Source organism: Vibrio sp. 10N.222.55.C6, from assembly GCF_041473395.1.
Taxonomy (GTDB): domain Bacteria; phylum Pseudomonadota; class Gammaproteobacteria; order Enterobacterales; family Vibrionaceae; genus Vibrio; species Vibrio crassostreae_C.
In genome coordinates, this window is record NZ_JBFRSD010000010.1 from 53,656 (window position 1) to 66,238 (window position 12,583).

Below are 12,583 nucleotides of genomic sequence, written 5' to 3' on the forward strand. Positions count from 1 at the left end.
TAGATTTGGTTTAATTTGCCGTTTATCTATTAATCTAGATTTTGACACATGTGATCAGCGCATTACCGGACTGAGTATCCCAAGGAATCAGCTTGTCGTAATCGTGCTCGAAGATATTAACCTCGAAGTAGGGCTTCAATATCTCGATTAACTCTTTAAACGAGAATGCCACCATTGGGTGTTCATCATTCCACACTTGAGTTTCACCAGCAGTCGTCTTTTCGATGCTAAGCTTTAGCGCTTGCTTATCACCCTGACCAGAGTAATACCAACCAGAACGGAACGTGAAATCGTCTTTGTCTTGGTTTGTTGTGTGTCTAACAAACAGGTCGTTGCTGATCTTGTCTTTATCAACCACGTTAAAACAGAAAATACCTTCTGGCTTTAACGCACGATGCACACTTTCAATACACTCTTTAAGCTTCTCAAGGCCATCGTTGTAATGGATGGAATACAGGAAGCAAGTGATAAGATCGAGTGGTTCCGTGACCTCAAAGTTACTCATGTTTTGTACTGAGAACTTGGCTTCCGGGCAGCGAACTTCTGCGATATCTAACATCGGCTTGTTAAGATCTAGGCCACCGCTTTGGTAACCGAAATCAATAAAATGACGAACGTGTGGGCCAGTGCCACAAGCTAAGTCGAGGTGTGTTTTTCCTTCATTTCCAAAGATTTGATGGAGTCTACGTACGCAGTTACTTTGCGCTTGGTAGTCAATATCTACACACATTAAATCATAGTAACCGGATAGGTCGGTATAGAGTGCGTTGGCGGACATATTTGCCTGCAGCATAAGCTGAAAAATTAGGGTGGCGCATCATATACCGAAATTGGAAAATCGCAATCAAATATTCGATCAATGAAAGCGTTTTATTTTCTAACTTATGGTCGTTTTAAATGAGACCGTTTAAAGGGATGTTTAAGCTGCCAACAACATCAGTACGCGTGTCATCGCTATTCACTTTGCCCTGACTACTTATTCGTTAACTAAAACAGGTGTTGCTCCCTCAATGCAGCGACCATACGGGCTTTGCGGAACGCTTTTATCACGAGACGAGATAGGAAAAATATGGTATCTAGGTAAACCCAGTGTGACATTTATAATTTTATGATTAATCAGTAATTTTACTGATTCAAACCGAGTTCTTGAAAAGGAAACAATTCAGGAAAGTGGGCTGTTGATAAAAACCAAATCACTCAAGCTAAATAAGCGAACTAAACAAGGAGAGTTGAAACAATGACATCAGCAATAAATGCACAGGGTTCAATGGAAAATAGAACAGCATTGGAAAGCAGTGCTTCAATAGAAATTAAGGTGGATGACTTGTCGGGTGGGGAAGTCATTGAATTACTTGAAGAGCACCTCGCTGATATGTACGCCACTTCGCCAGCCGAAAGCGTTCATGCACTGGATCTAGATGGGCTCAAGTCACCAGAGATTACTTTTTTCAGTGCTTGGAAAGACAGCCAACTACTTGGGTGTGTTGCCATTAAAGAGCTAAATACCCAACACGCTGAACTCAAATCGATGAGAACCTCACAGTTTGCTCGAAAGTCAGGTGTTGCGAGCCAACTTTTACAGCACGTATTGGATACAGCAACCGCCCGCCAGTATCAAACAATCAGTTTAGAGACCGGCTCAGAAGACTACTTTAAGGCTGCGCGTAACCTGTATGAAAAGTTTGGCTTCGGATACTGTGAACCCTTTGCTGATTATGTGTTAGACCCGCACAGCCAGTTTATGAGTATTGAGTTGCGTTAAGAGACTAGCCTTAGATGTCGACTTACTTTGCAGGTTTCTCCCTTGGCCTTTCGCTGATTCTTGCGATTGGCTCTCAAAATGCGTTTGTTTTAAAGCAAGGGCTTAAGAACCAACACGTATTGGCAGTTTGTGCTGTATGTGCCATTTCTGACGCCTTACTGATTAGCTTTGGCGTGACGGGCTTTGGCGCAATCGTTAAGCAGTTCCCACAAATTGAGCAGTTCGCCCGTTATGGTGGCGCTATCTTTTTGGGTGTCTATTCATTCTTAAGCTTCCGATCAGCATTTACCGAAAACCACGCCTTAGAAGCCACGGCAGAAACTAAAGACTCATTAACCAAAGCGATTGCGATGTGTTTGGCGTTCACTTGGCTTAACCCGCATGTGTATTTGGATACTGTGGTATTGCTGGGGTCTATCTCAACTCAATATCAACCGGATCAAATGTTGTTTGGCGCTGGGGCGGTATCGGCGTCATTCGTGTTCTTCTTTTCACTTGGATATGGCGCTCGCTTCTTGGCTCCAATGTTTAAGAACCCGAGAGCGTGGAAGGTGTTGGAATTTGTCGTTGGCGTGATCATGGCATCTATTGCAATATCTTTGATTGTCTAGCTGCGCGTAATTAGGCTTCCATTTTGGTATAGGTGTTGAATACACGCCAGTAGAAAGCCTAACCTTACGTTTAATCTCACAAGCAGATGCAGTAAATATCGAATTCTTCGGCCCGAATGGTAATAGACTGGCAAGCCGTGATGTAGCGTTTAGCACAGTAACTCTGGGCGCTTCGTACAATTTTTGACGACCTCTGTGAAATAGCTTAAAGCTAAAGCTATGGACACCTAAAACCGCTCTAACGTTGAGCGGTTTTTTTATGTCAAAAATAACGATTGGTCACGCTATGGGCGGAGTTGGTCCAAAGCCTGAAATTAGTTGGTTTTCACAAGCTTATAAAAGGGAATTATCTCGACTATTTTGGTAGATTAAAGGTATTACCGACTTCCAGTGAGCAGCAATGAAGATTCTTCACACGTCCGATTGGCACCTTGGCCAAAACTTCTACAATAAAAGCCGTAAGAATGAACATGAACGGTTTTTACAATGGTTACTTGAGCAAGTTACAGAGCACGACATCGACGCGATCATTGTTGCTGGCGACATTTTCGATACCAGTACACCGCCGAGTTACGCTCGTGAGATGTATAACAAGTTTGTGGTCGATTCGAACAAGATCGGTTGCCAATTGGTGTTATTAGGTGGTAACCATGACTCGGTGTCTGTGTTGAAGGAGACACAGCAATTACTGAAGTACATGGGCGCAGACGTAATTCCGAACACCAATGAAGATCATGCGACTCAGGTTGTCGAACTAAAAGGCAAGAACGGCGATGTAGAAGCGCTGGTTTGTGCCATTCCTTTTATTCGCCCTCGCGATGTGTTGATGAGCCAGGCGGGTGTCACTGGCGTTGAGCGTCAGAAGCAACTCGGCGATGCAATCAAACAGCATTATCAAAGTGTTTATGATGCGGCGGTTGCTAAGCGCGCGACGTTTGTAAACAGCGAGCACATGCCGATTATCGCTACCGGTCATTTAACGGCGATGGGTGTCCAACAATCGGATTCTGTGCGTGATATCTATGTCGGCAACCTTGATGGTTTCGCCGCTGATGGCTTCCCAGACGCAGACTATATCGCACTTGGTCATATCCATCGCCCACAAGTGGTGGCAAAGCGTGAATACATTCGTTATTCAGGCTCTCCAATCCCACTAAGTTTTGATGAACTTAAGTCTCAAAAACAAGTGTGTGTGGTTGAGTTTGTTGAAGGTGAGCGCACCATTTCTCAACTGCCTGTTCCCACATTCCAACCTCTAGCTGAAATCAAAGGCGACTTGAGCGAGATCGAATCTCAGCTTAACCAATACATAGGTTTAGATAGCGACCAAAGCGTATGGTTATCGATAGAAGTGCAAGCGCAAGATTACTTGTCGGATCTACAAGAACGTATGCGCGCACTGACCGAAGGATTGAATGTGGAAGTACTTCAACTGCGCCGAGCAAGAGAGCGTCGTAATCAAGCATTAGAGCAAGAGTCGGCAGAGACCTTATCTGAACTGAGCCCGATGGACGTGTTTACGAAGCGTATTGCCTTAGAAGAGTTTGAAACCGATTCTGAAAAAGCGCGTTTAGAGCGCATGACGGTGAAGTTCAAACAAGTGATGGTCGAAGTGTCTGAAAGCGCTCAAGCGCCCAATAAAGTAGAAGAGTAATCGTATGAAGATTTTAAGCCTAGAATTTGAAAACCTGAACTCTTTGAAAGGGCGCTGGAAGCTCGATTTTACCCAATCGCCGTTTGCAGAAAACGGTCTGTTCGCAATTACTGGTCCAACTGGGGCGGGTAAAACCACCATTCTTGATGCGATTTGCTTGGCACTTTTCCATCGCACACCGCGTTTGAAAAGCATTGCTAAAGGTAATAATGAATTAATGACTCGTGGTACGGGCGAGTGCTTTGCTGAGCTTGAATTTGAAGTGCAAGGTAAAACGTACCGCTCTAACTTCCACCAAAAGCGCGCACGTGGCAAACATGATGGCGCACTGCAAACGCCGACCTGTGAATTTGCAGATGCCGACACAGATAAAGTGTTAGAGACCATGCTCACTAAGAAGATCAAGTTGGTGGAGCAGGTCACGGGCCTCGATTTCTCACGCTTCACTAAATCCATCATGTTGTCTCAGGGTGAGTTTGCGGCGTTCTTAAATGCCAATGCTAACGACCGTGCAGAGCTACTTGAAGAGCTGACGGGAACAGAAGTTTATAGCCTGATTTCAGAGCGTATCTACGATCATTTTAAGTCGAGTGAAGAGTCGCTTAATCAACTTAAAGCGAAAGCTGAAGGTGTGAGCTTACTGTCTGAAGAGCAAATCAAAGAGCTGACCGCAGAGCGTGAAACGCTAGAAGTAGAGCAGAAGCGTTTAGCCGAGCAATTAAAAGAGTGGCAAGTGCATCTTAGCTGGTGGAAAGACGTGACCAAAGCTGAGCAAACTATTGCGGCCAGTGAGCTCGATCTGAAAACCGCTCAAGATGAACTAGACCGTAACCAACCGTCACTAGAGCGCTTGGCAAACAGTGAGCCGGCTGAAAAGCTGCGTCCAGTACACAAAGATTTAAAGCGTTGCGAACAAGAGGTGAACACTACTCAAGCTCACCTAGATAACAGCACCAAGTTACTTGCCGCTCGCGATGCAGAAAAACAAGACGCGCAGAGCAAGCTTTCTCAACACAGTGCGATTGTCGAACAGGTAAAAGCCGAACAGCAGGATCAAGAGAAGATCATCGAGCAGGTTCGCCCGTTAGATAACCACATTGCCGTGCTCAAAGACAAACAAACTGCGGCCGTTAATGCAGTGAATACACTCAATGAGCAGCGCACGCAGCAGAGCAAGCAACAGGTCGTTTTGGTTAAAAAAGTTGATGAGCTAAAACAACAGCAACAACTCAGCACTGAGTACTTAAATACGCATCAAGCTGACCAGCATTTGGAAAAATACCTAGGTCAGTGGCAAGCAAAGGTCGAGCAAGTTCGTACTCTAGAGCGCCAGCATTCAGAGCAGTTGAATTCAGCGAAGCAAGCGTTGTCTGCGGTTGATGCACAGCAAACGATTATCAAATCTGCTCAAGACGCTAAAGCAACACAAGATAAAACTTTAGCTGAATTGGTTGTGCTAGAAAGTAGTGCAAAGCAACAGTGGGAAGCCTTGCAAGGCAACACTAGCGAGCAAGTGTTGAATTCGCAAAAAGATCTGTTGGAGTTTTGGAATCGCAATACGCACTCATTACTCGAGATCAATCGTGGTTTCCTAAATGCCCAACAACAGCTGCACGCAAAAACACAGGCACATCAAACCAACACCCAGTTGGTCGACAAGCTTTCGAAAGAGCGTGAAGTGTTGCTTCTGCGATACCAAGAAAAAAAGACCTCACTTGAACGTTTAGTTCGCTTAATTGATCAAGAAGGTGACCTTGCGAAATACCGAGCGTCATTGAAGCCAGGTATGGATTGTCCATTGTGTGGTTCAACAGACCATGCGATCGAACAATCACAAAGTTCGAAGGATTTGAATGCCCAGAAAGAGCTTGAGGAACAAGAATTAGCAGCGATTCAGAAAGAAGGCCAAGAGCATCGTCAGCAGTTAGATTCTCTTACCCTTGTGATTGTGGCGCTTAACGATGACATTCAACGTGCGCAAGCGGATATTCAACAAGCTCAGCTGAATTGGCAAGGCGTTGTCGGCAAGCTTCAACAGAGCTTATCGGATTTCGTTGGCACGGCTCCTGAACTGGCACTGCTAACGATTAACGATTTAGGCAATGAAGCTACAGTCGCGACCTTTGCTCAGCAGTGTGAACTTCAACTAAGTCAGAGCGCGCAGCAACTCAAAGCGTTGGGTGATGCTAAAGCGCATTACGCTGAAGCTGAGAAACAACGCCTGTCTGTAAGTGTTATGGCTGACAAGGCGCAGTCTAATCTCGAGTTGGCCGAGCAACGCTTAGCTGATTTGAATAAGCAAAACCAAGTCGCAAACGAACAAGTGACTCAGATAACTCAAGCGAAAGAGCAGCAATGGAACGCTTTGAAAGAGAGCATTGTTCAAACTTCTATCGAAGCACCTGAACTTGAGCATATCGATGATTGGTTTACTGCGAAATCGCAAGCATCAAGCACATGGCAGCAAACCAAACAGCAACAGGCCGATATTGAGAAGCAACTGATTACTCAAAATGCCGAATTGAAAACGTTAGACGACAAGCTAAGCAGTGTTGAGAAAGAGCTCGCGACACTGACGCAACAGAGTGAGTCTTTAGTGTCAGAACTCACTCGTGTAACGGCTGAAAGAACAGAGTTGTTTGGTGACAAAGACATTCAAGCCACCAGCAATGCGATGAAGCAAAGAGTCACTGAAGCAGTAAATGCATTTGATGCCGCGCAGTTAGTGCTTAACCGCAGCGAACTTGAACATCGAACCGAGCAAACCAAACACACTGGTTTCTCGGACGAGTTAGTCAGTAAGCAATCGAGCTACACACAAGCGTCGAATGCTTGGTTAGAAGCGCTGAAAACTAGCCCGTTCGAAGATGAGGCTAATTTTGAAGCAGCGTTGTTAGATGAAGAGGTTAGAACTCAACTTCAAAGCCTGAAGAAGTCTTTAGACGAAGCGATTGTCAGTGCGCAAGCTAGGTTGAACGCCGCCAAAGCGACACAAGTGGATCTACTAAATCACGAAAATGCGAAAGCATGGCAAGAGCAAGACCAACAGCAAGTTGAAGAAGCGACTACTGAGTGTCAAAACGCACAGCAAAGCCATGCGACCAAGATCGGTGCAATTTCTGCCAATCTTGAAACGGATAGCCAGAACCGCAGTAATCAGCAAGATCTGTTTAAGCAAATTGATGAGCAACAAGTCGAGTTTGATGATATCTCTCGTTTGAACTCACTTATTGGCTCTAAGAACGGCGACAAGTTCCGTAAGTTTGCCCAAGGTTTAACATTGGAAAACTTGGTGTACCTTGCGAACAAGCAGCTACAACGTTTGCATGGTCGTTACGAGCTTAAACGTAAAGCCGACGATGGTTTAGAACTGCAAGTGCTCGACACATGGCAGGGCGATGTGATGCGTGATACAAAGACTTTATCAGGTGGCGAAAGCTTCTTGGTGAGCTTGGCGTTGGCATTAGCGCTATCTGATCTTGTGAGCTACAAAACCAGTATTGATTCTCTGTTCTTAGATGAAGGTTTCGGCACGTTGGATAGTGACACATTGGACATTGCTCTAAACGCTCTCGATAACTTGAATGCATCAGGCAAGATGATCGGTGTCATTAGCCACGTTGAAGCACTGAAAGAGCGAGTGCCCGTTCAGCTTAAAGTGACAAAACACTCTGGCTTAGGTGTGAGTGAGATGGAGAAGCAGTACAAGGTTGTCGCTTAGGTTGTTACTTTGGTTCTTGCTAAATTTATCTGCGCAGAAATAGAAACAGAGCTAGATGAAGCAGATCCCCGACTCAGTCGTTCCTCCTTCTCGAGGATGACGGAGTCGGGAGTAGTCACAAATCACTACGCAGTCACTCCTTAAAGTCAGGAACGAACGTCATAGAGAACTAGGCTTTGTTCGTATTGCCTTCGTCATTCTCTAAAGCGAGGTACGAACGTAATAGGGAATCTAGATTTGTTCGCATTACCTTCGTCATTCCCTAAAGCGAGGTACGAGCGTAATAGGGAATCTCTAGTAAACGCAGGAAGTGGATGCTTCAAGAAGGGAACGGCCATGCACAAGAAACCCCATTTACCGACTAAGATATGTCCTGTTTGCCAAAAGCCTTTCGCATGGCGTAAAAAATGGCAGCGCTGTTGGGATGACGTGATCTACTGTTCTGAACGTTGTCGTCGTAATAAGTCTTAGTCCCATAATCTGAATAGATCAGGTCAATACTCATGATCTAAACCCGTTAACTCCAATATTTCCTTCCTTTGTCGTAATTTTGATGATCCTTTAATCGTTTCGTCATTCATTTCTCAAGTTAATATTTCTATCTGTAAGATAAGTGATGTATAAAGGCGGCATGAAGATACCTAAAAGAATACAGCCTTTAGTTGACGACGGTTTAGTCGACGAGGTGACAAGCCAACTCATGAGTGGCAAAGAAGCATCGGTGTACATTGTGCGCTGCGGCGATACGATCCGTTGTGCCAAGGTATATAAGGAAATAAGCCAACGCAGCTTCAAAAAAGCGACCGCGTATCGTGAAGGCCGAAAAGTCCGAAATAGCCGCCGCGCTCGAGCGATGGAAAAAGGCTCTGGCTTTGGTCGTGAACAACAAGAAAAGGTTTGGCAAAGTGCTGAAGTGGATGCCTTATATAAACTGGCAGAAGCGGGTGTTCGTGTGCCTGTCCCTTATGGTTGCTTTGATGGCGTACTGCTTATGGAGCTGGTCACTGACGATGAGGGTTACGTTGCACCACGTTTGAACGATGTGGTGATGCCAGCAGAGCAAGCGATCGAAGACCACGCCGTGATGATGACTTACGTAGTTAAAATGCTGTGTGTTGGTTTGATCCATGGTGACTTGTCTGAGTTCAACGTATTGGTGGATGAGTACGGTCCAGTAATTATCGACCTACCACAAGCGGTTGACGCTTCGGCTAACAACAACGCTGAGTGGATGCTGGCTCGTGACATCAATAACATCCGTGACTATTACGCTCAGTTTGCTCCTGAACTGGCAAAAACCGAGTATGCCAAGGAAATGTGGGCGCTGTACGAGAAAGGCGACTTGAAGCCAGACAGCAAACTGACGGGTGAGTTTACGGAAACCGACGACTTGGCTGATATCGAAGCCATCATGCAAGAGATAGACGCTGCGCGAATTGAAGAACAACATCGACGCGAGCGAGCTAAAGAAGAGAAAGAAGGTGTTGACGATACTAAGTTCAATTGGGCTGAATAATCGTGATGATCAGTTTTGATCTTTAGCTAGATATCAACCAAACGCCTTTTAAAACAGAGGCGTTCTTTCTAAATAAAAACCCAATGGAGCTTCAACTCTGTTGGGTTTTCTTTTTTAGCACTAATGAAAGACGGACACTCGTATCAACTACCAATTTAACTGTTCACCATCGTAAGCGTAGAAGTGCCCACTGTTATCCGGTGTGGCAGTGCGAATAATATCGACCAACTGATGGGCGACATAGCTTGACTCAAACAACTTACCTTCAGGGACATTGGTCTGAAAAGGCTTCGACAGAGCTGTGTCTGTCGTGCCCGGGTGCAGAGCCAACACGGTGCCTTTCTTAATGGTGCGTTGCCATTCGATCGACATGGTTTTGATGAACATATTTAGGGCTGCTTTCGATGAGCGGTAGCTATACCAACCGCCTAATCTGTTGTCTGAAATACTGCCAACCTTTGCGGATACCACAGCAAACTTTGGATTGTCGCTCGCTTTAAGTATCGGCGTGAAGTGTTTTGCTAATAATAAGCTGGGCAGGGTATTCACAGAGATGTTTTTGAGGAAAAAATCAGGGTCGATGGACGATAAGTTTTTCTCCGGTCCAAGATCTGGAGTGTGGAGCATACCCACGCAGTTGATCAACCAATCAAGTTGTTCAAACTCAGAACTCAAACGCTTGATATCAGCTTCGTCGGTGGCGTCGACTTTGTGCCAGGTCAAGCGATTGTTTTCTAGTTCCGGCTGTTGAGAGTGGTAAGTCGCGTCTACATGCACATCAAGAAAATCAAACCGAGAGAGCTCAGATAATAGGTGTTTAACCACAGCGAAACCAATACCGCCGCTCCCACCGACCACCAATATGTGTAATCTGAGTTGCTCCACCATTATAAGTTCTCCAAGTTTGTGATTCGTTGTTCAGCAGTATCGAGAATCGCTTGTTGTGATTGCTCATCCATGTTGTCCCAAGAGCGATATAACATGCCCATACGTGCGTTGCGGTTTAACGCATCGCGGTGCTGGTCCATAAAGCGCCAATACAAGCTATTGAAAGGGCAAGATTGCTCGCCGCTGCGTTCTTTTATCTTGTAGTGACAGCCTTTGCAGTAGTCACTCATGCGGTTGATATAGGAACCGCTGGCAGAGTATGGTTTGGTTCCTACGATCCCGCCATCCGCAAACAGTGCCATACCTCGCGTATTTGGCATTTCAACCCACTCAATCGCGTCGACGTAAATACCGAGGTACCAACTATCGACTTGGTCAGGGTCTATACCCGTGATTAAACAGAAGTTGCCAGTGATCATTAACCTTTGGATGTGGTGCGCGTAAGCAAACTCAAGAGACTGGTCAATCGCATGCTTCATGCAGTTCATCTTGGTTTGTCCGTCCCAAAAGTAATGGGGCAGGTTATTATGTGCTGAGTAATGGTTTTTGTTGGCGTAAGCAGGCATGTTTGCCCAATAGACGGCGCGTATGTACTCTCGCCACCCCAGTATTTGGCGTACAAATCCTTCGACCTGTGCAATATCGATGCTTGGCTTATCTGGTGAGCTGTCTCGAAGACAGGATGCTTGGTAGGCCGACAGTGCTGCATCAATCACTTCTTTAGGGCTCAGCAGTTTACTGTTCAGCGAGAACGATATACGGCTATGATACAAGCTCCATTTAGAGTCGTGCTCTGTCGTCATCGCATCTTGAAACTGCCCAAATAACGGCAAGCAGACTTGGCAGAAATGAGCGAGTAGAGACAAGCTTTGTGCGCGGTTCACCGGCCATAGTAACTGGTTACCGACTTGACCAATGGTTTGTACTTGGTGACGTTCGATACGTTGCAAAATGTCGGTTATATCATTGGTAAACATCAGCGGCTGAGGTAGGTTTTCGATGTCTTGTTTCTTGAGTTTCTTTCGATTGTTCGCGTCGTAATTCCATTTGCCGCCAACGGGCTTTCCGTCTTCTAGCAAAATGTCGAAACGTTTTCTCATTCGGCGATAGAAGTGTTCCATCATGATGTGTTTGTCTTTTGGAAACTGTTGTTCTATCTCCTCGAATGGAAAGAGGAAGTGTTCTGTATCACAACAACCTTTGGTCGCATTGGTCAGCTTGAGCTTGTTCATCTGCTCTAAGAGGCGATATTCATCTGGCCTTTGATATTCGAATTTCTCTGCGCCGAATTCGTGTACATAGTGCTTTAAAAGTGTGTCTAGGTTTTCAAATTGCGTTGTGTCGTCAAGAGTAAGGTGGAGTACTTGATGACCTTGTTCTTTGAGTTCGTTAGCGAAGTAACCCATCGCACAGAAAAACGCGGCCACTTTTTGAACGTGAGAGGCAACATAATCTGTTTCTTGTTTTAGCTCAGCAATGATGTAAATAACGTCATCGTTAACCTGTCTAAACCATGAATGCTCAATGTTGAGTTGGTCACCTAATACAAGTCGTACCGTTTTAAATTTCATAATGCGTCCTGGTTTGTGAGGCTTGTTGTGACTGCGTTACCGCCTGTCCATTGATTGATGAAGGCATGGTCTGGGTCGTACATTTCAGTACGTTGATTCAAATCGAAATGACGTGATTTGTTAATTATTAGACGCTTACGAGTTGATAGGCTGACAAGATCACAAATGACTACTCTAAGCGGGAAATAGGAGATTTCGGTCAGGATGAGTGTGTTGAAGAGGATATCAAGCCAACCAATAATACCGATAGAGGTTGGCAAAGCCGGTTATTTTTGAGTGTCGAACTGGAGCTTCTATTCCATAGGAACAACGAGAATATCGATAGGGGAAGTATCGATGATCTGTTTAGAATGGGAGATGAGCTTATGCCAAAAATCATGGTGATGGCCGCATAGCAATAGGTCAACGCCGTTGGCTTCGATGGCATTTTTGAGCTTATCGTTCAAATCACCCGTTCCCACGAAAATGTGCTTGATTGGGTGCTTGGCGTAGGCTTCAAACTCTTTCAAATGCTTAACGGCATCTTCATTGATGGGTAAATCACCGTCATTTCCCTGAATATCAACGAGCTCTGGATAAATTTCTCCATGCGTACCATCGATATAAACAAATGAAATGCCAGCCTCCAGTTTATCAGCGAAGAAGGTCGCTCTATCAATGAGAATCTTGGTGTCGTCAGACAGTTCAAGTGCGACCAGAATATGTCGGTAATCCATAATTAAAGCCTCTTGTTGTGAGTTATGTAACAAGCATAGTTTCTGTTGACGCAAATGATATCGAAGAGATCTCATATTCCGTAAAATCATCATTCAATGTTCTTCTAAGCACTATCGTATTTATATCGCTTTGATTGGTAAGAA

The 12,583-nt window shown here is 45.1% G+C and carries 10 protein-coding genes and 1 pseudogene; 7 read left to right on the top strand and 4 right to left on the bottom strand.

Annotated features, from left to right (window positions below; translation table 11 throughout):
• Positions 1-34: 34 nt before the first annotated feature.
• Positions 35-778, bottom strand: coding sequence for a class I SAM-dependent methyltransferase (locus AB4486_RS10005; protein ID WP_029235856.1), 744 nt, complete (start codon positions 776-778; stop codon positions 35-37).
• 459 nt (positions 779-1,237) lie between these two features.
• Here AB4486_RS10005 and AB4486_RS10010 point away from each other — a divergent pair, with 459 nt between their 5' ends.
• The 7 genes and pseudogenes from AB4486_RS10010 (at position 1,238) to AB4486_RS10040 (ending at position 9,264) form a co-directional block, all read left to right on the top strand.
• Positions 1,238-1,762, top strand: a complete 525-nt coding sequence (locus AB4486_RS10010) for a GNAT family N-acetyltransferase (protein WP_017059192.1) — start codon at positions 1,238-1,240, stop codon at positions 1,760-1,762.
• Positions 1,763-1,776: 14 nt separating this feature from the next.
• Positions 1,777-2,373 (top strand): LysE/ArgO family amino acid transporter, encoded by a 597-nt coding sequence (locus AB4486_RS10015; RefSeq protein ID WP_017059193.1) that lies wholly within the window; start codon positions 1,777-1,779, stop codon positions 2,371-2,373.
• A gap of 13 nt (positions 2,374-2,386) precedes the next feature.
• Positions 2,387-2,560 (top strand): annotated as a pseudogene (locus tag AB4486_RS10020) (porin family protein); the annotation flags it as partial.
• 213 nt (positions 2,561-2,773) lie between these two features.
• Positions 2,774-4,027 carry an exonuclease subunit SbcD gene (sbcD, locus tag AB4486_RS10025; protein ID WP_017063974.1) on the top strand — a complete coding sequence of 418 codons (1,254 nt, stop codon included), beginning with the start codon at positions 2,774-2,776 and terminating at the stop codon, positions 4,025-4,027.
• Between the two features lie 4 nt (positions 4,028-4,031).
• A complete protein-coding gene (locus AB4486_RS10030) occupies positions 4,032-7,748 on the top strand; it encodes an AAA family ATPase (RefSeq protein WP_372117075.1) in 3,717 nt (1,238 codons plus the stop codon).
• Between the two features lie 336 nt (positions 7,749-8,084).
• Positions 8,085-8,219, top strand: coding sequence for a DUF2256 domain-containing protein (locus tag AB4486_RS10035; protein WP_081324519.1), 135 nt, complete (start codon positions 8,085-8,087; stop codon positions 8,217-8,219).
• A gap of 160 nt (positions 8,220-8,379) precedes the next feature.
• On the top strand, positions 8,380-9,264 hold the full coding sequence (locus AB4486_RS10040; RefSeq protein ID WP_372110471.1) for a PA4780 family RIO1-like protein kinase: 885 nt from the start codon (positions 8,380-8,382) through the stop codon (positions 9,262-9,264).
• A gap of 147 nt (positions 9,265-9,411) precedes the next feature.
• On the opposite strand, the gene AB4486_RS10045 is transcribed toward AB4486_RS10040, so the two are convergent.
• The 3 genes from AB4486_RS10045 to AB4486_RS10055 all read right to left on the bottom strand — a co-directional run bounded on the left by AB4486_RS10045 (position 9,412) and on the right by AB4486_RS10055 (position 12,439).
• The gene (locus AB4486_RS10045; protein ID WP_372106268.1) at positions 9,412-10,152 is read right to left on the bottom strand and encodes an SDR family oxidoreductase; all 741 of its coding nucleotides are present in this window, start codon (positions 10,150-10,152) and stop codon (positions 9,412-9,414) included.
• Complete coding sequence (locus AB4486_RS10050) at positions 10,152-11,723, bottom strand: cryptochrome/photolyase family protein (protein WP_372110469.1); 1,572 nt, start codon at positions 11,721-11,723, stop codon at positions 10,152-10,154. The genes AB4486_RS10045 and AB4486_RS10050 overlap by 1 nt, the downstream gene beginning before the upstream one ends.
• 293 nt (positions 11,724-12,016) lie before the next feature.
• On the bottom strand, positions 12,017-12,439 hold the full coding sequence (locus AB4486_RS10055) for a universal stress protein (RefSeq protein ID WP_017063967.1): 423 nt from the start codon (positions 12,437-12,439) through the stop codon (positions 12,017-12,019).
• Positions 12,440-12,583: the final 144 nt, after the last annotated feature.

What these genes read in the sequence shown, in the direction of transcription:
- AB4486_RS10005 (WP_029235856.1), bottom strand. Translation starts at nt 778, where the DNA reads ATGTCCGCCAACGCACTCTATACCGACCTATCCGGTTACTATGATTTA.
- AB4486_RS10010 (WP_017059192.1), top strand. Translation starts at nt 1,238, where the DNA reads ATGACATCAGCAATAAATGCACAGGGTTCAATGGAAAATAGAACAGCA.
- AB4486_RS10015 (WP_017059193.1), top strand. Translation starts at nt 1,777, where the DNA reads ATGTCGACTTACTTTGCAGGTTTCTCCCTTGGCCTTTCGCTGATTCTT.
- sbcD (WP_017063974.1), top strand. Translation starts at nt 2,774, where the DNA reads ATGAAGATTCTTCACACGTCCGATTGGCACCTTGGCCAAAACTTCTAC.
- AB4486_RS10030 (WP_372117075.1), top strand. Translation starts at nt 4,032, where the DNA reads ATGAAGATTTTAAGCCTAGAATTTGAAAACCTGAACTCTTTGAAAGGG.
- AB4486_RS10035 (WP_081324519.1), top strand. Translation starts at nt 8,085, where the DNA reads ATGCACAAGAAACCCCATTTACCGACTAAGATATGTCCTGTTTGCCAA.
- AB4486_RS10040 (WP_372110471.1), top strand. Translation starts at nt 8,380, where the DNA reads ATGAAGATACCTAAAAGAATACAGCCTTTAGTTGACGACGGTTTAGTC.
- AB4486_RS10045 (WP_372106268.1), bottom strand. Translation starts at nt 10,152, where the DNA reads ATGGTGGAGCAACTCAGATTACACATATTGGTGGTCGGTGGGAGCGGC.
- AB4486_RS10050 (WP_372110469.1), bottom strand. Translation starts at nt 11,723, where the DNA reads ATGAAATTTAAAACGGTACGACTTGTATTAGGTGACCAACTCAACATT.
- AB4486_RS10055 (WP_017063967.1), bottom strand. Translation starts at nt 12,439, where the DNA reads ATGGATTACCGACATATTCTGGTCGCACTTGAACTGTCTGACGACACC.